The organism is Psychrobacter sp. D2 (assembly GCF_013608135.1).
Lineage (GTDB): Bacteria > Pseudomonadota > Gammaproteobacteria > Pseudomonadales > Moraxellaceae > Psychrobacter > Psychrobacter cryohalolentis.
The window spans coordinates 134,459-158,744 of sequence record NZ_JACDXZ010000002.1 but is presented as its reverse complement, the minus strand read 5'-3'; the positions used below and the strand labels follow the sequence as shown (position 1 = coordinate 158,744).

26 protein-coding genes and 1 tRNA gene are annotated in these 24,286 nt (G+C 41.5%); 16 read left to right on the top strand and 11 right to left on the bottom strand.

The annotated features are described in order from the left end of the window. Positions 1–94: 94 nt before the first annotated feature. The 4 genes from H0262_RS03345 to H0262_RS03330 form a co-directional block, all read right to left on the bottom strand. A complete protein-coding gene (locus H0262_RS03345; protein ID WP_409033816.1) occupies positions 95–421 on the bottom strand; it encodes a hypothetical protein in 327 nt (108 codons plus the stop codon). 146 nt (positions 422–567) lie between these two features. Beyond that, on the bottom strand, positions 568–2,661 hold the full coding sequence (gene glyS, locus H0262_RS03340; protein ID WP_181209684.1) for a glycine--tRNA ligase subunit beta: 2,094 nt from the start codon (positions 2,659–2,661) through the stop codon (positions 568–570). Between the two features lie 9 nt (positions 2,662–2,670). Beyond that, complete coding sequence (gene glyQ, locus H0262_RS03335; protein ID WP_181209860.1) at positions 2,671–3,651, bottom strand: glycine--tRNA ligase subunit alpha; 981 nt, start codon at positions 3,649–3,651, stop codon at positions 2,671–2,673. A 453-nt stretch (positions 3,652–4,104) separates the two neighbouring features. Further along, the gene (locus H0262_RS03330; RefSeq protein WP_020444217.1) at positions 4,105–4,317 is read right to left on the bottom strand and encodes a PspC domain-containing protein; all 213 of its coding nucleotides are present in this window, start codon (positions 4,315–4,317) and stop codon (positions 4,105–4,107) included. A gap of 556 nt (positions 4,318–4,873) precedes the next feature. Between H0262_RS03330 and nadR the strand changes: the two genes are divergently transcribed. From nadR to H0262_RS03315, 3 genes are all read left to right on the top strand, one after another. Then, positions 4,874–5,920 (top strand): multifunctional transcriptional regulator/nicotinamide-nucleotide adenylyltransferase/ribosylnicotinamide kinase NadR, encoded by a 1,047-nt coding sequence (gene nadR, locus H0262_RS03325; RefSeq protein WP_181209683.1) that lies wholly within the window; start codon positions 4,874–4,876, stop codon positions 5,918–5,920. Positions 5,921–5,981: 61 nt separating this feature from the next. Next, complete coding sequence (pnuC, locus tag H0262_RS03320; protein ID WP_181209682.1) at positions 5,982–6,743, top strand: nicotinamide riboside transporter PnuC; 762 nt, start codon at positions 5,982–5,984, stop codon at positions 6,741–6,743. 199 nt (positions 6,744–6,942) lie between these two features. Then, positions 6,943–7,398, top strand: coding sequence for a DUF962 domain-containing protein (locus H0262_RS03315; protein WP_011514377.1), 456 nt, complete (start codon positions 6,943–6,945; stop codon positions 7,396–7,398). Positions 7,399–7,654: 256 nt separating this feature from the next. Here the strand turns inward: H0262_RS03315 and H0262_RS03310 are convergent, their stop codons facing one another. Both H0262_RS03310 and H0262_RS03305 read right to left on the bottom strand, forming a co-directional pair. Further along, positions 7,655–8,446: a glucose 1-dehydrogenase gene (locus H0262_RS03310; RefSeq protein ID WP_181209681.1), complete on the bottom strand. Its 792-nt coding sequence runs from the start codon at positions 8,444–8,446 to the stop codon at positions 7,655–7,657. A 359-nt stretch (positions 8,447–8,805) separates the two neighbouring features. Continuing rightward, positions 8,806–8,880 (bottom strand) — tRNA-Gly (locus H0262_RS03305). Between the two features lie 498 nt (positions 8,881–9,378). Here H0262_RS03305 and H0262_RS03300 point away from each other — a divergent pair. The 4 genes from H0262_RS03300 (at position 9,379) to H0262_RS03285 (ending at position 11,713) form a co-directional block, all read left to right on the top strand. After that, positions 9,379–10,191, top strand: a complete 813-nt coding sequence (locus H0262_RS03300) for a M48 family metallopeptidase (protein WP_011514379.1) — start codon at positions 9,379–9,381, stop codon at positions 10,189–10,191. Between the two features lie 208 nt (positions 10,192–10,399). Next, on the top strand, positions 10,400–10,744 hold the full coding sequence (locus H0262_RS03295) for a BolA family transcriptional regulator (protein WP_181209680.1): 345 nt from the start codon (positions 10,400–10,402) through the stop codon (positions 10,742–10,744). Between the two features lie 74 nt (positions 10,745–10,818). Next, complete coding sequence (locus H0262_RS03290; protein WP_181209679.1) at positions 10,819–11,178, top strand: SirB2 family protein; 360 nt, start codon at positions 10,819–10,821, stop codon at positions 11,176–11,178. A 133-nt stretch (positions 11,179–11,311) separates the two neighbouring features. After that, positions 11,312–11,713 carry a hypothetical protein gene (locus H0262_RS03285; protein WP_011514382.1) on the top strand — a complete coding sequence of 134 codons (402 nt, stop codon included), beginning with the start codon at positions 11,312–11,314 and terminating at the stop codon, positions 11,711–11,713. A gap of 118 nt (positions 11,714–11,831) precedes the next feature. On the opposite strand, the gene trxA is transcribed toward H0262_RS03285, so the two are convergent. Next, complete coding sequence (gene trxA, locus H0262_RS03280) at positions 11,832–12,266, bottom strand: thioredoxin (RefSeq protein ID WP_011514383.1); 435 nt, start codon at positions 12,264–12,266, stop codon at positions 11,832–11,834. A 90-nt stretch (positions 12,267–12,356) separates the two neighbouring features. Next, positions 12,357–13,229 carry an MBL fold metallo-hydrolase gene (locus H0262_RS03275; RefSeq protein ID WP_181209678.1) on the bottom strand — a complete coding sequence of 291 codons (873 nt, stop codon included), beginning with the start codon at positions 13,227–13,229 and terminating at the stop codon, positions 12,357–12,359. Between the two features lie 191 nt (positions 13,230–13,420). Between H0262_RS03275 and H0262_RS03270 the strand changes: the two genes are divergently transcribed. From H0262_RS03270 to H0262_RS03245, 6 genes are all read left to right on the top strand, one after another. After that, positions 13,421–13,864: a metalloregulator ArsR/SmtB family transcription factor gene (locus H0262_RS03270; RefSeq protein WP_310502978.1), complete on the top strand. Its 444-nt coding sequence runs from the start codon at positions 13,421–13,423 to the stop codon at positions 13,862–13,864. A gap of 70 nt (positions 13,865–13,934) precedes the next feature. Continuing rightward, positions 13,935–15,647 (top strand): SulP family inorganic anion transporter, encoded by a 1,713-nt coding sequence (locus tag H0262_RS03265; RefSeq protein ID WP_181209677.1) that lies wholly within the window; start codon positions 13,935–13,937, stop codon positions 15,645–15,647. A 178-nt stretch (positions 15,648–15,825) separates the two neighbouring features. Further along, on the top strand, positions 15,826–16,152 hold the full coding sequence (locus H0262_RS03260) for a beta-lactamase hydrolase domain-containing protein (protein WP_020444227.1): 327 nt from the start codon (positions 15,826–15,828) through the stop codon (positions 16,150–16,152). 123 nt (positions 16,153–16,275) lie between these two features. Next, positions 16,276–16,608 (top strand): TIGR01244 family sulfur transferase, encoded by a 333-nt coding sequence (locus tag H0262_RS03255; RefSeq protein ID WP_181209676.1) that lies wholly within the window; start codon positions 16,276–16,278, stop codon positions 16,606–16,608. 169 nt (positions 16,609–16,777) lie between these two features. Continuing rightward, on the top strand, positions 16,778–17,635 hold the full coding sequence (locus tag H0262_RS03250) for a bile acid:sodium symporter family protein (RefSeq protein WP_181209675.1): 858 nt from the start codon (positions 16,778–16,780) through the stop codon (positions 17,633–17,635). A 144-nt stretch (positions 17,636–17,779) separates the two neighbouring features. Next, entirely contained in the window at positions 17,780–18,520 is a 741-nt protein-coding gene (locus tag H0262_RS03245; protein ID WP_259275387.1) for a glutathione S-transferase family protein, read from the top strand. Between the two features lie 86 nt (positions 18,521–18,606). Here the strand turns inward: H0262_RS03245 and ahpF are convergent, their stop codons facing one another. Continuing rightward, positions 18,607–20,184: an alkyl hydroperoxide reductase subunit F gene (ahpF, locus tag H0262_RS03240; protein WP_181209673.1), complete on the bottom strand. Its 1,578-nt coding sequence runs from the start codon at positions 20,182–20,184 to the stop codon at positions 18,607–18,609. A 524-nt stretch (positions 20,185–20,708) separates the two neighbouring features. Between ahpF and H0262_RS03235 the strand changes: the two genes are divergently transcribed. After that, the gene (locus H0262_RS03235; RefSeq protein WP_011514392.1) at positions 20,709–20,957 is read left to right on the top strand and encodes a YdcH family protein; all 249 of its coding nucleotides are present in this window, start codon (positions 20,709–20,711) and stop codon (positions 20,955–20,957) included. A gap of 157 nt (positions 20,958–21,114) precedes the next feature. Here the strand turns inward: H0262_RS03235 and ahpC are convergent, their stop codons facing one another. Next, positions 21,115–21,681: an alkyl hydroperoxide reductase subunit C gene (gene ahpC / locus H0262_RS03230; protein ID WP_011514393.1), complete on the bottom strand. Its 567-nt coding sequence runs from the start codon at positions 21,679–21,681 to the stop codon at positions 21,115–21,117. A gap of 278 nt (positions 21,682–21,959) precedes the next feature. Here ahpC and H0262_RS03225 point away from each other — a divergent pair, with 278 nt between their 5' ends. Beyond that, the gene (locus H0262_RS03225; protein ID WP_133104746.1) at positions 21,960–22,868 is read left to right on the top strand and encodes a hydrogen peroxide-inducible genes activator; all 909 of its coding nucleotides are present in this window, start codon (positions 21,960–21,962) and stop codon (positions 22,866–22,868) included. A gap of 45 nt (positions 22,869–22,913) precedes the next feature. Further along, entirely contained in the window at positions 22,914–23,585 is a 672-nt protein-coding gene (locus H0262_RS03220; RefSeq protein WP_181209672.1) for a hypothetical protein, read from the top strand. Here the strand turns inward: H0262_RS03220 and H0262_RS03215 are convergent. Beyond that, on the bottom strand, positions 23,563–24,168 hold the full coding sequence (locus H0262_RS03215) for a methyltransferase domain-containing protein (RefSeq protein ID WP_181209671.1): 606 nt from the start codon (positions 24,166–24,168) through the stop codon (positions 23,563–23,565). The two genes, H0262_RS03220 and H0262_RS03215, sit on opposite strands and share 23 nt — an antisense overlap. Between the last annotated feature and the right edge of the window lie 118 nt (positions 24,169–24,286).

Here is a 24,286-nt window from a genome sequence, read left to right as displayed (position 1 = left end):
GCCAATGCAGTTCTTGATACTTATAAATATATCAAACGCTTAGTTTATGAAACTAAGCGTTTTTTATGATCATTAGATAATGCTGTTTTTAGACTTATGGCTGATAAATCTTACCTGCATGAAAATCTGCTTGGTGCTCATAATTGCAAAAGAAAAGCTCACCAGATGTTGGTTCATCCATAATCTTTGACGCCATGTTGGCATCAGCATCAGCGCTGACATCAATCGTTTTAGCGTTAATATTGCTTTCAAGCACGCCACGATATTCAGCCAAGCTATTGCCACAAAAGTCACACTGACGTGGTGTTATAACATCGCCTTTTTTGGGCATCATGCTTTTGGGCGCACGCGGGTACATGAACTTATAAAATCCCCACATCGAAACCCAAATAATGATGATGATAATAATAACAGCTAACACGGCAGCGCTCCTTCAAATATGGCTGAATACATTATAAACGCAACGCTTCAGAATAATCATATAAAAAACTGGCTACAGTGAGCCAGTTTTTATTTTATAGAATACATTATTTAGCCGTCATAGTGACTAATCTATCAGGGACCAAACTATAACTGTAGCTCACTGATATCAGCCACAGTTAAAAACAATGCGCGTACTTGCTTAAGCAGCGCTAAGCGGTTGTTCTTTAGCGCCGTATCTTCGCTATTGACCATGACATTGTCAAAGAATTGCGCCAACGGCTCGTCTAAACTGGCTAGCGTTTGCAATACTTGCGTATAGTCAGCCTGCTCAAGCAATGGTTGCACCGCTGTTTGTGCTTGCTGCACACTCGCATATAGACTTTGCTCAGCAGGTTCAGACAACAACGCTTCATCAACATTATCAGCGACGCTCACTTCTGACTTGGCTAATATATTGGCAACACGCTTGTTTGAATCAGCCAACATCGACGCTTGTGACAATTCGCTAAATGCTTGTACGGCACGAATACGCTGATCAAAATCAAGCGGCATATGCGGGTTAATCGCCTGTACTGCCTGAATCGTATCGACGCTAACACCTTGCTCGGTATACATTGCACGATAGCGCGAGTTTAAGAACGCCATTACTTGAGTAAAGGTGTCGCCCATTTTGGCAATCTTGCTACCATCGCTCGTACTATAGCCTTTGATGGCTTGCTCAACCAGCGCTACCAAGTTAATCGGTAGCTGCTTCTCAATCAAAATACGCAAAATACCAATGGCTGAGCGACGTAAGCTAAACGGATCTTTTGAACCCGTTGGTGCTTGGTCAATCGCAAAAATACCGACGAGCGTATCCAAACGATCCGCTAGCGCTAAGCAAATGCCTATTGGCGTCTGTGGTAATACGTCACCGCTAAACTTAGGTAGGTACTGTTCTTCTAAACTTGCCGCAACTGCTTCTGGCTCATTATTCAAACGCGCATAATAAGTGCCTGCAATACCTTGTAATTCAGGATATTCACCGACCAATGAGCTTGCCAAATCCGCTTTGGACAAAATGCCTGCACGTACCGTTTCATCGATACTAATCTCACTACCTTGTTGTTGCATCAGAGCGGCAATAAAAGCTGCAAGCTTAGCAATGCGCTCAGATTTTTCCCAAATCGTACCTAGCTTGTCTTGGAAGACGCGAGTTTTTAGGCTTTCTGTTAGCGCAAATAATGGCTGCTTTTGGTCTTGTAAGAAGAAAAACTCTGCATCAGCCAAACGTGGACGCACGACTTTTTCATTACCTTCAATAATTTGATTCGGGTCTTTTGACTCAATATTGGTAATAAAAATAAAGTAAGGCTGCAATTTTCCTGCTTTATCGGTTAAGCAAAAATACTTTTGATCCGCTTGCATAGTAGAAATAAGCGCTTCTTGTGGCACTTGCAAAAAGCGCGCTTCAAAGCTTGCACGCAGGGCAATAGGGAAATCAACCAATGCGGTGACTTCATCTAATAAACTCTGCGGCACGATAGCGTCAGAACTAACCTCGTCTGCCAATGCCTTGACTTGGTTTTTAATCAGCATTTGACGCTTATCAAAATCAGCAACCACTTTTAAACCATCAAGTAGTTGCTCATAATCATTGGCGTGCGCAATGTTATGGTAATCAGGGCTGTGGAAGCGATGACCACGAGTTTGCGTCCCTGTCTGATGACCTTGAATGGTCGCATTAATGACAGCATCATCTTGCATCAAGACGACCCACTGTACGGGACGCACGAACTCATTGCGGCTCGCGCCTGAACGCATACGTTTAGCAATCGGCAAATTATCAAGTGCGGTTTGAAAAATAGCAGGTAGCAGCTCAGTGGTTGCTTGACCCTGAATCGTTTGCACATAACCGACGTAATCACCTTTATCGGTATTAATAGTGGTCAACTCGCTGGCTTCAATACCCAAACCTTTTGCAAAGCCCATCGCTGCACGGGTAGGATTACCATCAGCATCAAAGGCAGCTTTAATCGCAGGTCCACGTTTTTCCTCAGTACGATCCGGCTGTTTATCGCTAATGCCTTGAATCTGTATTGCTAAACGACGCGGTGCCGCAAAGGCTTTGATACTATCGAAGCTGATATCAGCTTCAGTCAGCTGCTCAGTGACCCTCACTTGTAGCGCATCACGTAAAGGTTTTAGACTTTTTGGAGGCAGCTCTTCACACCCCAGTTCAAATAGAATAGTACTCATGGGATGCTCCTATTTATTATTGTTAGTTGATTGGTTTGTGTTTAATTCTTCAATTGCCATGTCAGTGTCTTCTTTTGGCAAATACTTATCGAGCGCCGCTTGACGATGTGCCTCATCAGCCAACGGGAAGCCCAGCTTAGCGCGTGCTTCAACATAGCCAATAGCAACCTTACGAGCAAGCGTACGTACTCGTAGGATAAAGCGCTGACGTTCGGTCACTGAAATCGCCCCACGTGCATCTAATAAGTTAAAAGCATGTGAGGCTTTTAGTACCATCTCATAGGCTGGTAGTGGCAAACCTTCAGCCACCAATTTATCCGCTTGCTGCTCATAAAAGTCGAACATCTGACCCATCATTGGCACATCGGCGTGTTCAAAGTTATAGGTAGATTGCTCAACTTCGTTTTGATGGAAAACATCACCATAAGTAACGCGACCAAACTCACCATCTGCCCACACCAAGTCATATACGCTATCGACGCCTTGCACATACATTGCCAAGCGCTCAAGACCATAGGTAATCTCGCCAGTCACTGGGAAACATTCAATACCGCCTACTTGCTGGAAGTACGTAAACTGGGTCACCTCCATACCGTTTAGCCAAATCTCCCAACCAAGTCCCCATGCACCTAGCGTTGGCGATTCCCAGTTGTCTTCCACAAAACGCACATCATGCACCAATGGATCAATACCAATTGCCTCAAGTGAGCCTAAATACAGCTCTTGGATATTAGGCGGATTGGGCTTAAGCACCACTTGAAACTGATAATAATGTTGTAAACGATTTGGGTTATCACCGTAGCGACCATCGGTTGGACGACGTGATGGCTGCACATAGGCCGCGTTCCAGCGCTCAGGACCTAATGAGCGCAAAAATGTTGCGGTATGAAACGTACCTGCGCCGACTTCCATATCATAAGGCTGTAAGATCACGCAGCCCTTATCCGCCCAATAATTCTGCAAGGTCATGATTAAATCTTGAAATGTCATCGGTTGAGAGTCTTTTTCTTGTGTCATCGAGGTTGTCGCTTGTGATGTCATAGTTTGGATTGTCATAGTTTGGGGCATCGTAATAAAGCCACTGTGGAATTAGTATTATGAAATAAAATATTGATAGCGCTCGTATCGCCTATATAGCAACGAGTCTATTTGACTGCTCACCTTACTAAAAATTGACTATTTTATCTATATTTACCTGAACTAAATTTACACCCTATGCCGAAATATTCAGTGTATGGATCATCAATAAGTAGATTTATGAGTGAATTCTAATTTTAAAAGCAATCAATGGTATGGATAAAAAAATACCCAAATGCGTGAGCATTTGGGCAGGAGGAAAGGTATGTCTTGGGCATCCTGATTGTTCAGGCTTTTTGTTTTTTGGGGTATTGCAATTTCTTATTGAACTATTTTACTTTATCACTACTCTTATAAATCAATGCTTTACTGATAAGACTGACCATTTGCCTTCGGCATGATGATCCATAATATGATATAAATCAAAATACCAGGTACTGCGGCACTCAAAGTTGAGACAATAAAAAACAGTACTCTTACCCAAGTTGGTGACCAACCGACATATTCTGCAATGCCACCCATCACGCCCGCTATCATGCGATTATTCTGTGAACGATGTAATTTTGCTAGCTTAGCCAAATCAAATACCTCTTTTTATTATTTATTTTAGTATTACTTTTATGAACTGCTTTATGATCTTATTTTAAAGACAGTAAAAACGTTTTAAGTTTGTCTTTAAACTTATGAATAAGTATAGCAATTATTTCTCTTATATCTGTTGGCTGTGTAGACGTGCTTTGTGAATTTATGCTACTTAAGCTTACTCTAACCTCTCATTAACACCCGTAAACCTCTGATTTTAAATAGTTATTTCAAATTGTTTCAAAGGTGGCTTTGTTTCTCGCATATTACACCTTTTGTTACATGTGCTATATTCTTTAATGAAACCAAATGCTTAGACCTTATTATTCTATCCTAAAAATAATCGCTTATTTATTAGAATCACAATCTAGTAAAACGAAAACATAATAAGCAGATAAATCATTATTTTATTGATAAATACACCATAAAATAGGGACTATTTACAATAATCTACGGGTAAGTATTCACGAACCTTTATACCATGCTTATAAATACTAAAAACTTTAGACAAATAAAAATAAATTGCACTCAGTAAGTGTGAATAAGGACAGCTATGTACGAGTCAGGATTGATGATTGGACATTTTGAGCCGCTACATTTGGGGCACATGCGCAGTATATTGGACGCAGCAGGACAAGCAAAAAACTTACATCTTGTCATTATGACGCATCCATCGCCGCATCCAGATTTTAAAATCACGTTGCAAGATAAAGCGCGTTGGTTACAGATGGCTTGTGCTGATTTACCTTTTATTCATATTCATACCACTGATGAGATTGAGCTACCAGTACATGAAAGCTTTGCAGATGTGACGATTGATATCACTGCCAGTAACGCTAAGCTGCAACATTTGAGAGATGCGTTAAACTTGCCTGCTGAAACTGTATTATTTGTCGCAGAGAATCACCCTTTAGCACAGTCTGATATTTGTAAGCAGCTAATCATGCAGGTGGTCACAACACCGTTACAGCCTGACTTTGACTCTTATGCCATTGCACGAAATCCGGTTGCATATTGGTTAGCACTACATCCGCAAGCACGCAGTGACTATACTAAGACGGTTGCTATTGTCGGCGGCGAAAGCTCAGGTAAGACGACATTGGTGCATAAGCTTGCCAATTATTATGGTGCTAGCTTTGCGCTTGAGATGGGACGGGTCTATGTCGGTACAGATTTGGGCGGCACCGAAATTGGATTACAATATAGCGATTATGGACCGATTGCCTTGCACCATGCGCAAGCGATTCGTGATGCAACAAGTATAGCCACGGTGCCAGTGACGATAATTGATACCGATTTTGTCACGACCCAAGCGTTTTGTGAAGAGTACGAGGGTCGCACCCATCCTTTTGTGGCTGCTTGTATCGATGAGTTTCGCTTAGACCATACAATTATGCTCGATAACAATGTGCCTTGGATTGATGATGGTATGCGCTCTTTGGGTACACCTGAGGCACGTGGTCGTTTTGAGGCGCGTCTATTGGATATTTTCGCCCGTCATGATATTAAGCCGCACATGATTGATCAACCAGATTATGAGGCGCGCTATCAGCAAGCATTGTTATTTATCGACCAGTATATTTATGGTCAAAAGCCGTAAAAGATAACCCAAATTAAAAAAGCATCACTGACACTATTATTTATTTTAGGAATATAACGCCATGCGTATTCAGCTACTAGACAATATTACTGGGAAATGGGCCATACAATGGATTGTCATCTGGTTTATTTGCGGTGTGCTTGCCTTATCTATAGGGTTTTGGCTGACCACCGAACATACCACGCTCGATTGGTTTTACTTAGGCGTGTCTTTTATCGGACTGGTATGCGTGGTTTCATTATCCTTTCGTAAAAACATCTTAGGTAATGGTTTTGGTATGGGCGCGACAGCCGGTGAAGTGGTCGTACAAGCGACCTCTGGCGCTGTTGGTCTGATGCTTGCGCCTTTGTTCAATTTCTTTACCCACGTCTATGGTATTTTTTATTGGTCAAAGCATACTGATGCTGATGGTGATATGGTGCCCAAATCTGCGAGCAAATGGATTTGGCTACTGACCATTAGCTTTATGGTGATTGGACTTGCCTTATTCCCAACGGTAAATAATTTACTAGCAAGCTATGGTTATGCGGTCGTTGAAGATGATAATAGTAAATTTTTAGGCCTTATCTCTTTCTTTTGGATTAACGTCATTGCCTTCGTACTGTCTATTACCGCTCAGGCAGCGATGATTCTGCGCTATTCGTTTAACTGGTGGTTATGGATTTTATCCAACTTCGTTTGGTTGACCGTAAACTTGATGTCTGGCAATTACATCTTTGCCATTCAGACCATGGTCTATCAAGTAAACTCGTTTGTCGGGCTCTATGAATGGTACCGCAGCGAGCAAGAATCGGTCGAGACACCAACACACATCAGAAAATAAAGACCAACAGGCAGATTCTATATGAAAATTAATGTGGCACTTCAGCTTGAGTAGATGAAAGGATCTTAGATTAGAGTATTTGACTCTACGGTCTAACAGATAAAATGGCGAATTACTCAGATTAGTGCTACAACTGGTAGTCGTAAGTAACTTTATTTATCTATTAATCAGTCATTCATTTACTAACAAGGAGGTTGGTATGTCTGTCACTCAGAAAAAACGAATGTCCAAGCGCACGCTTGAGCAATGGCTCAGTGAGTATTCAGTCAGTCATCAAAATCTTATCAATAAAAAAATCCATTGGCTCTGTGTTCCGGCTATTTTTGTCAGTCTACTTGGGATGGGGATGTCGCTATCCGTTTGGTTTACCTTAATAATGAGTGCCTTGGTATTGTTATTTTATATGCGCTTATCAACGCCACTATTTATGGCAATGGGTATTTTTATTCTTATTTGTCTTTCAGTAATGACTCTATTCCCTTGGGGTTTTAAAGTTTGGGCGGCTGTCTTTGTGGTGGCATGGATTGGGCAGTTTATCGGTCATAAGCTTGAAGGTAAAAAACCTTCTTTTTTTGAAGATTTACAATTCTTGTTGATTGGTCCGGCATGGGTTGCAAATAGCTTAATGGGACGTAAGCGAGCTAGTGAATCATAGCTAAATCAGATAATGAGAGTCGATATTATTTTTAAATGGAAACGACTATACAATAAAGAAACGGCACCCAATCTCTTATTAAGTGCCGTTCCTATAGTCAGTCCTAAATAAAAGAAATACAAATTTTATAAAGCACTACTGGGGTTAATTTTTCTTGCTTGCTGTGCCTACGCAGACAGAGGCTGCGAATAATTAAACCCAGTAGTTCTGTACTCTTTTAAAAGTGGATCACCTATATCATAAAAACTACTGTCTATTAATCCAAAGTCTGTACACCACCACCATTCACAAATATGGTTTGACCACTGACCCAAGTCGATATTGGCGCAGCAAAATACAACATAGCACCAGCGATATCATCAGCCTCACCCAAACGCTTAATAGGCGTATTTGCTAGCATTTTCTTCTCAATCTCTGGCGTTAGTACCGTCTTCAAAGCATCGGTACGCGTAGCCCCTGGACCTACCGCATTGACGCGTACTTCAGGACCAAAGTCATGCGCCAAGTTTGCTACCATGTGATTGACAGCCGCTTTTGAGCCTGCATAGCCGCTCATATTCGGGCTTTTATTAACACTTGACATCGAGGTAGTAAATACAATCGAGCCATACCCTGATTTTTTCATATGCGGCGCGCACAGTTGACTTAAGCGCCAGCCACTAAAGACGTTTAACTCAAAATCACGGCGAATGTCATCGATCGATGCTGTGGTTGGGTTTTCACGACCGCCACCACCGCCGCCCGCATTGTTGATTAAGACATTAACAGTCCCAAACTCAGCGACTACTGTATCGACCATAGCGACCAAATCATCGTCTTTTAGAATATTACATTCTACGGCAAGCGCTTTTACCCCAAGCGCCTCAATATCTTTTACTGCTGCTTGTGCATCTTCAAGTTTTAAATCAGCAATGGCAATGTTAGCACCCGCTTCTGCCAAACGTAGCGCTGTGGCTTTACCAATACCATTTGCGCCGCCCGTCACAATGGCAACTTTACCTGACAAATCGAATAGTTCGTTAAATGCTTTATGTTGAAATTCTTGCATAATGATTCCCCAATATAGATGTACTCAGCTCGTTTACAGCACTATTAAATGCATAGCTATTGAAAGCGTGCGGCTAATACCTGCATTAATCTTAAGAATAAGCAGTTGCCAATACGACTATTTCAACGCGATTGTGATCGAAGCGCTGACTAGAAATAATTATGCGTGGGATAGCTTGTTCTAATGTGCTAAGTTCACGCAGTTTTTGTAATGATTTATATTTGACTGAGTATCATGCCACTATAGGCATTGCCATTGGCTGTGGATGCTGCTAACTGATTGCTAACTCAAATTTCAGACATAAAAAAAGCCTCACTTCTTATAAGAAGTGAGGCTTTAGTGCTTTTACAAGCCATATTTGGAGCGGGAAAAGAGATTCGAACTCTCGACCCCAACCTTGGCAAGGTTATGCTCTACCACTGAGCTATTCCCGCTTAATATCAATCTATAGCGTTATTGCTAACAGCTACGTCTCGATAGGCTGGCTATTTTAGCAAATATTCTGAGCGTGTCAACAGGTTTTTTTAACTTTCTTATAGATATCACAACTTTTAGGTGTTTATTAGGACGATAATTCTCATATACAATTGATTTTATGGTTTATTTTTCTAACCATCGATATCCAATTATTTTTATAAATAATTGCTCAAATGTTCTCTTTAACATATTTTTTGATTATTCAAGCAGATTTATCCGCGAGTTATACATGAATGCCACTTACAATCCTACCTTGTATTGTTACTTTTGCTCTATTGGTTTTCAACAGTTAACATAATTATACTTATGCACAAGGACGGTTCAGGTAGAATTTTACTGTTTTAGTAGATTGAGAGAAGGGAGTAGAACGTCAATAATAAGCTTCCCTTACCTCTACTGCATCAACATTGCTGTTATTTACTTTAATTTTCTTATTTATAGCGAGGACGTTTACTATGAAAAAACTACTTACCACGACAGTCATGGCGGCTTCATTATCAGCACTGGCATTAACAGGTTGTACTAGCACGACCAGTACAGGTGCCGTTGGCGTTGATCGTCAGCAGTTGCTACTCGTATCAAGTGAGCAAGTATTGCAACTATCCGCTCAGAGTTATAATAAGACGATACAAGAAGCACGATCAAAACGTTTGCTTGATACCAACACTGCCCAGCTGAATCGCTTGAAGAATATCTCTAACCGTTTGGTCAATCAAGTTGGCGTCTATCGCCCTGATGCGGCAAAATGGCCATGGGAAGTGCATACGATTAAATCTAATGACTTGAATGCTTTTGTGCTGCCGGGCGGTAAAATCATGTTTTACACAGGCATTATCGATCGTCTGAACTTAAGTGATGATGAAATCGCTGCTATTATGGGTCATGAGATGTCTCATGCCTTACGTGAGCATTCACGTGAGCGTCTATCGCGTCAATATGCAACTCAGACCGGTATCGGTGTCGCAGCCAGTATTTTTGGTCTATCACAAGGTCAAGCTCAGCTTGCAAACGTCGCTGGTGACCTAGGTTTGAGCCGTCCGCATAGTCGCACTCAAGAAGCTGAGGCGGATCAAATCGGTCTTGAGCTAATGGCACGCGCAGGCTACAACCCACAAGCCGCTATTACCTTGTGGCAAAAAATGCAGCGCGCCAGCCAAGGCGAGCCACCACAATTCTTAAGCACTCACCCAACCAGTAGCAATCGTATCGCTGAGTTGCAGTCACTGATGCCAAAAGTAATGCCGCTCTATCAAAGAGCACGTCGTTAATAGTGTTTTTTAAGCAGAATTTTTAAAGTAGACACTTATAAGTCATGACAAGCAGAGCCCATATCATCATGTGGCGCTCTGCTTTTTTATACCTGTTACTCATAGAATGCATTCCATCAATACCATGCAGACTCGATATCGGCGTCTGCTATAATGGTGACGATATATTGTCTAATGACAATGAAGCTTAATAGAATAAAGGATTGTTATGACTACCATTACCTCTACCACCAGTAGCACCCCTACTGCCGACGCACTTAGTCAGCAGTTGCAAGAATTACAACCGCTGCATATGCAACTCGTTAACGAATCAATGAATCATGCCGGTTACTTTGACGGTAAAGAAAGTCATTTTAAACTTATTATGGTCAGCGAAGCGTTTACAGGCAAGCGCTTGGTTGCCCGTCACCAAATGGTTTATCATTTGGCAGATGCATTATTAACCTCAAAAGGTGGTCAAATCCACGCCTTAGCGATTCATGCCTATACACCGACAGAGTGGCAAGGTCAAAACCCTGATAGCCCGTTATGTGCTGGAAAAAATAAAGGCTAAATGCTATTTATTTTTTCAAGTAAATAATCAAATGCTATCGATGAAAAATATAATTTTAAAGGGAACCATATTTAATGAAACATCTACATATGCTCATGGCCGTGCTGCTGATTGTGCTGTTTTTATATCAAAGCTATCTGGTATTAAGCGCAAATAAGCAAGCACCACGTGTGGTCAAGATATCGTCGCATGTCCTCTACGCTGTTATAATTCTTTCGGGCGTTGGTATGCTGATGCAATTGATGAGCGCCAATGCACCTGTACAATGGGTATTTGCCAAAATCATCTTGCTTGTGGCTGCTATCAGCGCCAGTATAAAAGCCTTTAATAATACTGCAACACCGAGCCAAAGAAAAACCGGTATTCTCATTGCTGGGGCAGCATATGTGGGTATTGTGATACTTGCCTTTACCAAACCGGGTAACTTATTCTGATAAGCACTTAGATAAGCACAAATACTCCTGCAATGAAAATGACGAAATATTCTATGTATTTTCAATATCTTAATGAGATTATTTTTGCTATCTTAAATAAATAAAAACGCAATATTAGCTTACTGGAGCCGCTATGAAAACTCTTACTGTAACAGCATTACTAGCAACCGCTGGCATTTTTGGTCTCTCAGGCTGTGCTTCTACGGGTAATATTACGCCGCAATATATCCCGCCAAGCACCTATCAGAGCTATGACTGCCAAGCATTAAATCAAGAATATATCCGTGTTAATAGTTATGTGAATGCTGCCCGTAACGAGCAATCAACCTTAGCATCGACAGGTGTGGGTGTTGGGATATCTGCAGGGCGCTGGGGCATCTCTCCTAATATCAGTTTTGGGGTTGGTCAAAGCAACAATAATAAAGCTCGTGATGCCAAGTTATCGCGTCTATACGGCGAACGTGATGCGATTATCCAGTCAGCACGTATTCAACGCTGTAGCTTTGCTAATGGCATCAAGATTTATGGTGAGTAGGCTAAAACTGCTCTAATTCATCCAGCATAATAAAAAAGCCAATACGCGATACACGTATTGGCTTTTTGTTGAATTCAATAAAGTCAGACTTATGAGACAGCATTTATTGCAATAACAACTACTTTAAGCTTTGTACCCATTGCACGATTTGATGGCTTGGTAACGCTCCCGACTGCCGTGCTATCTCTTTACCATTTTTAAATGCTACCATCGTTGGTAAGCTGCGAATATTATAAGGCGCCGCTGCTTGCTCATATTTATCGGTTTGTATTTTAGCAAACACGATTTGTGGCAACTGGCTGGCAGCTATCTTGAACTCCGGTGCCATCATAAGACAAGGTTGACACCAACTGGCCCAGAAGTCTACGATGGTCAGCACTTCATTTTTTTGAATGACTTTACTCACCGTTTGGGCATTTAACTCATGCGGCGTTGCAGTCAGTAAAGGCTTCGCACATTTACCGCAGTTTGGTGCAGCACTGAGTTTGGAATCTGGTACACGATTCGTTGCTTGGCAATGTGGGCATACTACATGAGCATTTTTTTCACTCATAATAAGACTCCGTTAAATTATCATAAATATGAAATTATCATAAAAAGACATGGATGAGTTGGATGAAACAGCACTGTACTAACACGGTGTTTATTCCCCAAGGACATTGATAGGTACTTTTAGATAACGTGTACCATTATTCTCATGTTTTGGAAAATGACCAGCATCGATATTGACTTGTACTGCTGGAATAATAAGCCTTGGCATCTCAAGATTGGCATCACGGCGCTCACGCATCTCTACAAACTCTGCTTCGTTGATACCATCTTTTACATGAATATTGCCTAATTTTTGCGCAGCGACCGTCGTGGTTGGACAATGTTTACGACCCTTACTAGGATAGTCATGGCAAAGATAGATGATCGTATCTTCGGGCAGTTTGAGCAATTTTGTAATCGATTGGTATAGAGTTTTCGCATCCCCACCTGGGAAGTCACAGCGCGCCGTACCCACATCAGGGGCAAATAAAGTATCACCGACAAACACCACGGTTTTTTCGTCGTCAGTGGCAAGATAAGCCATGTCAGCACGTGTATGACCGGGGACATACATAGCAGTAATAGTAATGCCGCCTAGTGCTAAAGTGTCGCCATCATCGGTCAAAACATCAAACTGACCGGCATCGGTGCGAAAACTGCTATCAAAGTTAAAAATCTGCTTAAATATTTTTTGTACTTCCGTGATGTGCTGACCGATCACTAACTGCCCGCCAAGTATCTCTTTGACATGAATAGCTGCCGATACATGATCAGCATGGGCGTGAGTTTCGATAATATAGATCAGCTCCCAACCATGCTCTTTGACAAATTCAACCACTTCATCGACGCTCGTTGTATTCGTACGTCCTGACTTGACATCAAAATCCAATACGGGATCAATAATCGCACACACTTGCTGCTCAATGTCGGCGAGCACATGGGTATAGGTTTCTGTATCGCTATGTAAGAATGAATGAACTTGCATGGCTACTCTCCATTTTTATATGAATGTTTTAATTTTCGATGAATTGTTACGTATAATAGGACGATATCTATCGTATTTAAAATAAGTCTATTAATTGGCTATGAGCATCAATATAGCAATTATTTTATAATATATCAATTTATATAATGTAAATAATGATAACTTGCTATAAATGGCGATATGATTGATAATTGACCCTATACAGTTATATACAATTTTTCCATTTATATTTTTATCTCTTATCTAAGGAGCTCGCTCTGATCACTTCTACTTCAGTACTGAGCACATTTGATACCAATGGTGACAGCAATGACGGCTTTGCGCCAAAAGACCTTGCTGAAAAAATGCAGCAAGCATCAATGCAAGCCAGCCAACTGCTTAAGTCACTCTCGCATCCTGATCGCTTGCTCCTCCTCTGTCAGCTAACTCAAGGAGAGTACTGCGTCAGCGAGCTTGAAAGCTTAGTTGGCGTTGGGCAGCCAAGCTTATCGCAGCAGCTCGGTATTTTGCGTAAAGATGAGCTAGTGACGACACGCCGTGAAGGCAAGCAGATTTACTATAGTATCGCTAGTGATGATGCATTAGCCGTACTAGAGCTGTTGTATCAGCGTTTTTGTGCCCCTGCTGAGGCATAGATGATTGGCTAAATCTCATTGATTAAATTCTGGTGTTCATGAACATTTTTTATTGTGAGGACGTACTGCCATGCCCTCTATTACCACTCGACTGATACCTGTTTGGTTACGTCAATACCAGCTGTCTGCCTTGCCAACCGATATCATTGCAGGGATAGTCGTTGGCGTGCTCGTTATTCCGCAAAGCTTGGGCTATGCGGTCTTGGCAGGCTTGCCTCCAGTCTATGGCTTATACGCGGCTATCGTGCCTGTGGCGGTATATGCGTGGCTCGGCTCTAGTAATGTACAAGCCGTCGGACCTGCTGCTGTGACCGCCATTATGACTGCAAGCGCGCTGCATCCTTATGCGGATAAGGGCGCTGAGCAGTATGTATTGATGGCAGCCCTACTAGCACTCATGATGGGTGCAATTTTGTGGCTGGCAGGACAGCTGAAATTGGGCTGGATTATGCAGTTTATCAGCCGCGGCGTCTCTGCTGGATTTATCAGTGGTGCCGCTGTGCTTATCTTTATAAGCCAGCTTAAATATCTAACTGGCATACCTATTTCAGGCGATGGCTTAATCGGTTATTTATCGAGCATGCAGATGTATGCCAATCAGCTGCATCCGTTGACGCTAGTAATTGGTATCAGCGCCTTTGCACTCATGCTTCTTAATCGCTATGGTAAAAAATGGGTTTGGCAGTCTTGGTTATCCGCCTCTTATGCGAAATGGGCAGAGCGCCTGTTCCCTCTTATATTGCTGACCGCTGCAATCGCTCTCAGTATCGTTTTACATTGGACGACAAGCGGTGTGGCAACGATTGGTAATGTACCGCAAGGACTGCCAAGCTTTACAGCGCCATATCTGCCAGACTTTCATGAAGCGCTCAATTTATTACCGACCGCAGGACTGATGGCGCTTATTGCATTTGTATCAAGCAGCTCTGTTGCTAGTACTTATGCACGTTTGCGCGGTGAGCTATTTGATGCCAATCGCGAGCTGACAGGGCTTGGACTGGCTAATGTTGCCGGTAGCTTTTTTCAAAGCTTTCCTATCGCTGGCGGATTTTCGCGTACGGCTATCAATGTCGATTCAGGTGCCAAAACGCCTTTAGCGAGCTTGGTCACAGTGTTAGTTATGATAGCTGCCTTGATAGCATTTGGGTATCTGCTTGCCCCGCTGCCCTATGCAATTTTGGGCGCAACCATCATGGCAGCTATCATAGGTCTTATTGACATAGCGACGCTAAAGTCGGCATGGCACCGCGACCGCTTAGATGCAGCAAGTTTTATCGCCGCGTTTGTCGGCGTATTGATATTTGGGCTAAACACGGGGCTCGTGATTGGACTTATGGTGTCATTTGCTAGCTTAATTTGGCAGTCAAGCAAACCGCATGTCGCTATCGTTGGGCAGCTCGCAGGGACAGGTCATTTTCGTAATATCAATCGTCATGACGTAGTGACCTTTCATAATCTATTGATGCTGCGTATTGATGAGAGCTTGTTTTTTGGTAATAGCGAATCAGTGCATCGTCACGTGGTACAAGCCACGCGTCAATATCCAGAGGCAAGCGAGATTATTCTTATTATGTCGGCAGTTAATCATATCGATTTGACCGGACAAGAGATGCTGATCAGCTTAAATCAAGAGCTATTAAATCAAAATAAGCATTTGAGCTTTAGCTTTATTAAAGGACCTGTCATGGACATCATTGAGCACACACCGGTGATTACTGATTTATCGGGACACGTTTATTTAAGCACTATGGATGCAGTTAATGGTTTAAAAGACACTCATTAATGTCATTTGTACTGTTTATTAGGCTAAGAATAATTAATGGCTATCTATAACATATAGATATGATAAAAGCTGTGTTATGCTAAATTATTAGGACTATTAAAAAAACCACTAGCCTGTAGCGCTTTTTTTGAACTCATTATATCCTCTACTTTTTTTATAACCTTTATTGATATTACTTATGACCGATGACTTAACTATTTATAAACAAATTTACCCAAGCCAATGTATCAAAATTGCAGAGCTTGGCTACCGCTCTGTGCTCAATATTCGTCCTGACGCTGAGGTTGATTCGCAGCCTAATAGCTGTGACTTTAGCAGTGCAACGGCGAAAGCCAATTTGAATTATCAGCATTTACCCTTTGATGATGAGCGCTTGAGTATGGCGACTGTGGAGCAGTTTGCTGCTTTTTATCGTACGATGCCAAAACCCATATTGATGTTTTGTGGTACAGGCGCACGTGCCAAACTGTTGTACCAAAGCGCATTGATGCAAGGGCTGCTATAAGCGTTGATATAAAAAGGCAATAAAGCTTACATACTTTATCTTTAGAAAATTATCCATTGCGCTTAGGCTTTGTATTCTCGTACTATCCATTTAATTTTAATATAAAAAATAAAAGGAGCTCTTATGAGCCATCAAGTAAGTATCACCGGACAAATCACCCCTGACCAAATTCCAATGATTGCAGAAAATGGTTTTAAAACCATTATTAACAATCGTCCGGATGGTGAAGAGCCGAACCAGCCAACCAGTGCTGAGATTGCTGCTGCCGCCGAAAAAGCAGGACTTGCTTATAAAGAAGTGTCCTTTGCTGGTAGTGAGCTGAATCAGAACCATGTTGAAGAGTTTGCTGACTTTTTTAATCAAGCTGAGCAACCAATGCTGATATTCTGCCGTACGGGCAATCGCTCAACTGGCATTTATGAAGCCGCTAAGCGTATGGATTTGCTAGACGACTGATATCATAATCAATAATTTAAAGCAATAAACCAAGAAGCCCATATAAACATATGGGCTTTTATAATATTTAAGACTATATTTTAGATGCTGTAAAGCAATATATCGCCACAAGGAGTGGGCGTTATAAATATAATGCAAGTATAACCGTTAACTTTACAAGGAATGTTCCATGAGTAATACCGCATTAGCTCTGCTGCCATTAGCCCTTGCTTATATTATGTTTACCTTAGGAACAGGGCTTAAACCTAGTGACTTTAAGGTTATCGCAATTCATCCCAAAGCATTCTTTATAGGGTTGATTAACCAAGTTGTCTTTGTACCACTCGTGGCTTTAGCGGTCGTCTTACTGATGTCGCCACCACCTGCCATTGCCTTTGGTATAATGCTGATTAGCTTTTGTCCCGGCGGTGTGACCAGTAATATGCTCACCTACTACGCCAAGGGTAACGTAGCATTATCAGTAGCCCTCACAGGCGTAGTCAGTCTATTATCAGTGGTGACCCTGCCTATCTTAATCACCTTGGCTTTCAATCACTTTATGAAAGACCAAGCAGGCTCTATCAGTGCAGTAAAAATCGGCGTTGTAATGTTTTTATTGACCACCTTGCCAGTGACAATAGGTATGCTCGCCCGTTATAAATTCACTGATTTTATGGTGCGTAGAAGCGGCATCTTAAATGGCTTAGCCAGTGTCTTTTTTGTCTTAATCGTCCTTGCTGCTATTGCTACTAATTGGCAGCTATTACAGGAGCAATTGGCTTCTATTGGACTTGAGCTTGTGCTGATTATTGTCACCTTATTTATCATCAGTATTTTGACGGCAAAGGCGTTACAGCTAAGCTGGTTTGATACCAAAACCATCGCTATAGAAACCAGTATTCAAAACAGTACGACCGCGATTACCTTAGCCCCTATTATTATGGGCGTGAGTACATTGCCAGTTATTGCCCTACCTGCTGCCTTATATGGCGTACTAATGTATGTGATTGCACTGCCGATTATTTTCCTGATTAGGAATAAAAACTGATTGAATAAGTAAGCCTTAATGAGACTATAAGCTATGCCCGTCTATATCGGATGGGCATTTGCACAATGAAATACCTAAATAACAAAATCGTTTAATTCAAGTAGCATATAAGTGCTACTTTTCAAAAAACTATAGAGTATGATTATGAAAAAACCGCTACTCATCATCGGTAATAAGAATTATTCATCATGGTCATTGCGAGCTTGGCTACTACTCAAGGCTTTCAATATTGACTTCGATGAGCAACTGATTGAGCTGTTTCATCCATCAGCGACACCCATTCTCAATGAACATGCGCCAACAAGAAAAGTGCCGGTTTTGATCTATGGTCAAGGCGATGAAAAAGTTACGATATGGGATACTTTAGCGATTGCCATTCATGCCAATGATTATCTGACAGACTTAGATATTTGGACAGGATTGAGTAAGTCTAATACTGAGAGCAATACTAGCAACAGAATAAATAGTGCTTATTGTCAAAGTATCATTGCTGAGATGCATTCAGGGCTAATAGGTATCCGTAGTGAGATGCCGATGAACATTCGAGCGATTGCTAAAATACGTCCGAGCGCTGCTTGCTTAGCTGATATTGCCCGTATTGAGCATATCTTTGTAGAATGTTTGACCAACAGATCGTCAGATAGCTATTTGTTTGGTGATTTTACTGCCGCTGATGCGTTTTTTGCTCCTGTTGTTTTACGGTTGCAAACCTATGCCAAGGCTTCAGGAATCATCTTAACACCGCTTACTGAACAATATTGCCAGACTCTTCTAGACAATCCCCATGTCCAAGCATGGCAAAAGTCAGCACTTAAAGAAACTCGCATCATTGAAGAAGATGAAGCAGGTAAGATACTATCTGTAGAAGGGATATTGGCTAAATAGCATTTGCTTAACGTCTATAAGTAACAAAGCTCCGATACTTATTAAGATATCGGAGCTTTTTATTTTAGAAGATATTAAAGACTGGCTTACTGCATAACCAAATATTCAAACGCTGATAATGCTGCTTTACTACCTTCACCCATTGCAATATTAATCTGCTTAAAGGGTACAGTCGTAACATCACCACAAGCAAAGATACCTTTGCGATCCGTACGGCAGCGCTCATCAATTTCAATCTCACCAAAGCGGTTTAAATCGACGAAGCCTTTAACGAACCCAGTATTTGGTATCAAGCCGATCTGTACAAACACCCCTGCAACATCAAGCTCTTTATTCTCGCTGCTATTGCGATCTTGATATACGATAGACGATACTTTACCATCAGTCGCTTTAATTTCTTGGGTCGCTGCACTGGTAATGATATCGATATTCGCCTTTTCTTTGGCTTTATTAATCAATACCTGATCCGCTTTCAAATCATCAGCAAACTCAAGCACGGTCACATGCTTCACGATACCAGCAAGGTCTAATGCCGCTTCGATACCAGAGTTACCACCACCGACGACGGCAATATCTTTACCTTTGAAGAATGGACCATCACAGTGCGCACAGAAAGCCACGCCTTTACCGATGTTTTCTTCTTCGCCAGCGACCCCAAGCTTACGCCACTGAGCACCAGTCGCCAAGATAATACTACGCGTCTCAAAGGTCTCACCAGTATTTAGATGAATGCGATAGTTTTCATCAGCTGTCTCACTAATCTCTTTGACGCTGACGTGCTCTTTAAGCGTAATATTATATTCACGCAAATGCTTTTCGAAGTTCACCGATAGCTCACCACCTGTGGTTAAAGGTACTGAGATTAAGTTTTCAATATCTTGCGTATCTTTTACTTGCCCACCGATACGGTCAGCCACCATGGTGACTTTTAAGCCTTTACGCGCGGTATAAATCGCAGCAGCAACCCCAGCTGGACCCGCACCAATAATCGTCACATCTTGTTGCTCTAATTGTTCAGCATCATCTTCAGCTTCTGCTAACAAATCAGGGAATTGCTCTTGTAACTTCTCAATCAATTTAGCCGTGTCGATCAGACCATTAGCAAACGGCTTGCCGTTTAAGAATACTGCTGGTACGCCTTGGATATTATTCGCTTCTACTTGCTCTTGGAATAGTGCACCATCAATCATCTCATTACTGATGTCATCGTTTAGCAGCGCGAATTGGTTTAGCGCTTGCACAACTTCTGGGCAGCTGTGGCAAGAAAGCGACACGTAAGTTTGAAACTGTAGTGGCTTATTAAAGCGTTTAATCAGCTTTTGAATGCCTTCATCGAGTTTTAACGTATGACCACCCGCTTGCAAAATCGCCAATATCAATGAAGTAAATTCATGACCACCAGGAATACCACTAAAGACAATACCTGTATCCGTCAAAGCACCATCAATGTGACTGATTACTTTAAAACTGATTGGGCTTGGCAAACTGTCATCGTTAGCTTGTGCGTCAAAATTAATCTTATCTGTCGTACCAGCGATTTTGCTCAAAAAATCAATCAACTCAGCACGCTTGCTATGCTCGCCACTACCTAAGACAAAGCTGATTGGGCGGGTCATATTTACGCTATAGCTCTTTACGGCATCTAATAAGCTTTGGTCTATCATAATTGTTCCTTGTTATTATCGAATATGTAACGTCAGCATCAGTGCTGCGCGTTTAAATGAGTAAGAGTCATATGCCAATACTGCTATTTATATGCGGCATATAACCTTTGATACGTCTATTATCAAAGGTTTGAGAGTTTTGAGCAAGCGGATAAACTCAAACCTTATGTTTTATAAAACCTATCATAAATCAATATTTTTATTTAATTTCAAAATTACTTCTAAATGATAATCAATACTAACTATAGTATCTAAGTATTTTTTTCGCTACAATCGAGTGAAGCGGATAGAAGAATTCTATGCGTGTTATGGCAGATTTACTTTTATAAGTATTCGATAAATCTGTTTATCAAACATACTTTTTAAAAGTAGATTCGCTGGCATTAAGCCTCATCGTTATTCAGTTAAATAACGGTTCGGTTCCATAAAATCTAAGTCTCATAATTATAGTAATTCATCAAAACAATCTTAAGACCATGCGCGGATGCTTATACAAGCTTGCGCTTCATAACAAGGATGACAAGATGAGAAAGACAGATACATGGCAAGATAACAAAGATATTATTGCTGAGCTTAAACAAAAAGACAGTCACTTTGCGACTATCTTTGATGAGCATACCCAGCTAGACCAGCAAATCAATCAGCTTGATAAAGATATGGTCACGCACGCTAGCCGTGAAGAAGAAATCGAGCAGATGAAGCGTCGCAAGCTGCATCTAAAAGATGAGATTTATAAAATAATCGATAAAAATAAATTAGGATCTCATGCCTAACTAATAGCTATTTAGACCATTAGCTATCATGAAAAATTATAAAATTTAGATAAGAAAAAACCCCATTAGCATAAGTTAATGGGGTTTCTTTATACTTCATTTAGTATGATGAATAAGCAGATACTGCCTTATTTCACACTATCCAAGCAATAGGTACTTAGATTTTACCAACTAAATCAAGGCTTGGTTTTAGCGTTTCTTGACCGGCTTCCCAAGCGGCTGGGCAAACTTCGCCGTCGTTTTCACGAACATATTGTGCCGCTTTTACTTTACGTAGCATATCTTTTGCACTACGGCCAATGCCGCCTGCATGGATCTCAGCAACTTGAATTAAGCCGTCTGGATCTACTAAGAATGTACCGCGCTCAGCTAAACCTGCTTCTTCAATCATGACGTTAAAGCCACGAGTGATACGGCCAGTAGGATCACCAATCATTGGGTAAGTTACTTTACCGATTGCTTCTGAAGAATCATGCCATGCTTTATGGGTGAAATGTGTATCCGTCGATACTGAGTACACTTCTACGCCTAAACCTTTTAACTCGTCGTAATGGCCTGCCATGTCTTCAAGTTCAGTTGGGCAAACAAAGGTAAAATCGGCTGGGTAAAATAGGAAAATTGCCCAGCTGCCTTTTACGTCTTCTGAAGTAATGGTTTTAAATTCACCATTTACAAACGCATCTGCTGAAAATTCTGGGATTTCTTGATTGATAATAGACGCCATGAGTGGCTCCTTTTTTTGATTGATTAAAGTTTCATTAATTTAAATTTATTTATAGATTTGCATCTATTAACCCTTACACTATCGGGGCTACCTGACAAACTATACGCGAATTCTATGGTTAATCCAGTTAAAAGTTTTTAATGTGATGTTTTGTTTTATTAAACTTGTTAAACTATTCTCTCTACTTTTTATATCTATACATCAGTGAACATTGATAGTGTACACAAGATAAATAAGTAAAACAAATTACATGAAAAACTCATTATTAGAGAGGTTTTATGATTACTTTACGTCAACTTGAGTTCGCCTTAGCCGTTGCCAAACACCGTCATTTTAAACGTGCAGCAGAAGATTGCAATATCTCGCAATCGGCGCTGAGCTTGGGTATCGCTGAGTTGGAAAAACAGCTTGATACACAGATTTTTGAGCGAAATAATAAACAAGTCTTGATCACCCCTATCGGTGAAGATATCTTGGTGCGGGCGCAGCGGGTGTTTTCTGAAGTCAACGACTTGACCACCCGCGCGCATAGCCATCAATCGCCCCTTGCCTACCCTATGACCGTTGGTATTATTCCAACGATTGCACCTTATCTGCTACCAAAAGTGTTGCCTGCGCTGCGTGAGCACTATCCAGAATTTCGTATGACTATCGTCGAGCAACAAACAGAACGCTTGCTTGAGCAAGTGCGTTATGGACATATTGATACCGCTATTATTGCACTACCTTATGCGGTAGATGGTTTACATAGTTTTGAGTTTTGGAGCGAAGACTTCTTTGCCGTCTTTCCAAAAAATGATGTACATGCCAAGCTCAAAACGATCAACGCTGATGAGCTGGCAACGGCAAATCTCATGTTACTTGGCGAAGGGCATTGCTTGACTGACCAAACGCTATCTGTCTGCCATTTTGACCGTGCGCAGATGAAATCCAGCTTTTCAGATGCCAGCTTAAACACACTTATTCAAATGGCACTTGCTAATATGGGTACGACGTTAGTGCCAGAAATGGCGTTAGACCAGCTGCATCTGCAAAACCAAAATGCAGTCGCGATACCACTAGCTGAGCAAGGCCCTCATCGTCATATTGCCTTTGTCACCCGTCTAAATTATGCCCGTGTCGATGATGTCAATTTGCTTGGCAAAGTGTTTAAGCAGGCATTTGAAGACGCTGCCAATAAGAAGTAAGTAACAATTTCTAAATGATAGACAATCATCAAACGAAGGTTGAATATGGACGGATTGTCACAAATAGAGACTGAGCTTGGTAAGGTTTTTGAGTGGCATTTAACAGCTATCAATAATGCTATCAAGCCCGCGAAAGTTAATGCGCTTTGGCAAGATATCGCCGTACGCTATAACGCAACCCAGCGTGCTTATCATAGCTTGCAGCATATTCAGCAATTATTTTCGCAGTTCGAACAGATTAAGCATCAGCTGCATGAGCCGCATATCATCGCTTTGGCGCTCTATTATCACGATGTCATTTATGATCCAAGGCGCTCAGATAATGAACTAAAAAGTGCAGAGTATATGGTAGAGGCATTAAGATGCTATCTGAGTGCTGAGCAATGCCAACATATCTACGCACTGATTATGATGACAGCCACTCATGAGCTGCATGAATGTCTAGATAAAGATACTGTCAGTGATGCGGCTTATCTCTTAGATATGGATTTAAGTATTTTGGGTACGCCTTGGTCTGAATATGAGGTCTACGCACAAGCGGTGCGTCAAGAGTACTGCCATATAGCAAACGAGGATTATCGTACTGGGCGTATTACAGTCTTGCAGAAATTACTCGCACACCCAGTACTTTATTTGACAGCGTATTATCATAACCAGTTCGAAGTACAAGCTCGAGACAATATCAAGCGTGAAATCACTCTTTTACGTGCATCTTGATAAAAAGCTCACTGCCTTGCCGTGCTGGGTGTGAATTGTAACTCGGCTCCATAATATCAATGTCAAAATGAGTCGCAAAACGCTGCTGATATTCATCTTTTGTACCGCCAAACGGTGGCTCATCTCGCCCAAAATCTTTGTCAAATAGCAACCCAATCAGCTTACCATTCGGTTTCAGTAATGCTGCCATCTGCTGCACATACTCGTCACGGCGTGATGGATTTATCGCACAAAAAAACGTCTGCTCAAGCACCCAATCAAACTGATATTGCTCAGGCGATAACTCAAAAAAGTCGGCACAGATTAGATGCTTAGCTGAAAAATCAGGATAACGCTCAGCAAACGCTGCAATCGGCGCAAGGGCAAAATCAACCAAGGTGACATTGGTAAACCCTTGCTCATGCAGATAACCGACCTCGTAAGCGTTACCTGCTCCCGGCACTAAAACAGCCTGACTTTTAGCAGATTCAGGCAACTGGTCAATATAAGCTTTGAGCGGTGGTGACACCTGTCCCATATCCCAGCCGATACTATCCTCTTCATAACGCTGCTGCCAAAACTGCGCTTGATTGACATTTTCCATAAAACATCCTTGTCTCTCTAATTTTCTTATTCAACACGGTTTATGTAATACACTTATTAAACAACACATTTTGTATCGTTATTAGCTATCATATCAGGCTTATCGACATTACTGAAAC

Coding starts and splice junctions, on each gene's coding strand:
- glyS (WP_181209684.1), bottom strand. CDS start 2,661: ATGAGTACTATTCTATTTGAACTGGGGTGTGAAGAGCTGCCTCCAAAA.
- glyQ (WP_181209860.1), bottom strand. CDS start 3,651: ATGACATTTCAAGATTTAATCATGACCTTGCAGAATTATTGGGCGGAT.
- nadR (WP_181209683.1), top strand. CDS start 4,874: ATGTACGAGTCAGGATTGATGATTGGACATTTTGAGCCGCTACATTTG.
- pnuC (WP_181209682.1), top strand. CDS start 5,982: ATGCGTATTCAGCTACTAGACAATATTACTGGGAAATGGGCCATACAA.
- H0262_RS03315 (WP_011514377.1), top strand. CDS start 6,943: ATGTCTGTCACTCAGAAAAAACGAATGTCCAAGCGCACGCTTGAGCAA.
- H0262_RS03310 (WP_181209681.1), bottom strand. CDS start 8,446: ATGCAAGAATTTCAACATAAAGCATTTAACGAACTATTCGATTTGTCA.
- H0262_RS03300 (WP_011514379.1), top strand. CDS start 9,379: ATGAAAAAACTACTTACCACGACAGTCATGGCGGCTTCATTATCAGCA.
- H0262_RS03295 (WP_181209680.1), top strand. CDS start 10,400: ATGACTACCATTACCTCTACCACCAGTAGCACCCCTACTGCCGACGCA.
- H0262_RS03290 (WP_181209679.1), top strand. CDS start 10,819: ATGAAACATCTACATATGCTCATGGCCGTGCTGCTGATTGTGCTGTTT.
- H0262_RS03285 (WP_011514382.1), top strand. CDS start 11,312: ATGAAAACTCTTACTGTAACAGCATTACTAGCAACCGCTGGCATTTTT.
- trxA (WP_011514383.1), bottom strand. CDS start 12,266: ATGAGTGAAAAAAATGCTCATGTAGTATGCCCACATTGCCAAGCAACG.
- H0262_RS03275 (WP_181209678.1), bottom strand. CDS start 13,229: ATGCAAGTTCATTCATTCTTACATAGCGATACAGAAACCTATACCCAT.
- H0262_RS03265 (WP_181209677.1), top strand. CDS start 13,935: ATGCCCTCTATTACCACTCGACTGATACCTGTTTGGTTACGTCAATAC.
- H0262_RS03260 (WP_020444227.1), top strand. CDS start 15,826: ATGACCGATGACTTAACTATTTATAAACAAATTTACCCAAGCCAATGT.
- H0262_RS03255 (WP_181209676.1), top strand. CDS start 16,276: ATGAGCCATCAAGTAAGTATCACCGGACAAATCACCCCTGACCAAATT.
- H0262_RS03250 (WP_181209675.1), top strand. CDS start 16,778: ATGAGTAATACCGCATTAGCTCTGCTGCCATTAGCCCTTGCTTATATT.
- H0262_RS03245 (WP_259275387.1), top strand. CDS start 17,780: ATGAAAAAACCGCTACTCATCATCGGTAATAAGAATTATTCATCATGG.
- ahpF (WP_181209673.1), bottom strand. CDS start 20,184: ATGATAGACCAAAGCTTATTAGATGCCGTAAAGAGCTATAGCGTAAAT.
- H0262_RS03235 (WP_011514392.1), top strand. CDS start 20,709: ATGAGAAAGACAGATACATGGCAAGATAACAAAGATATTATTGCTGAG.
- ahpC (WP_011514393.1), bottom strand. CDS start 21,681: ATGGCGTCTATTATCAATCAAGAAATCCCAGAATTTTCAGCAGATGCG.
- H0262_RS03225 (WP_133104746.1), top strand. CDS start 21,960: ATGATTACTTTACGTCAACTTGAGTTCGCCTTAGCCGTTGCCAAACAC.
- H0262_RS03220 (WP_181209672.1), top strand. CDS start 22,914: ATGGACGGATTGTCACAAATAGAGACTGAGCTTGGTAAGGTTTTTGAG.
- H0262_RS03215 (WP_181209671.1), bottom strand. CDS start 24,168: ATGGAAAATGTCAATCAAGCGCAGTTTTGGCAGCAGCGTTATGAAGAG.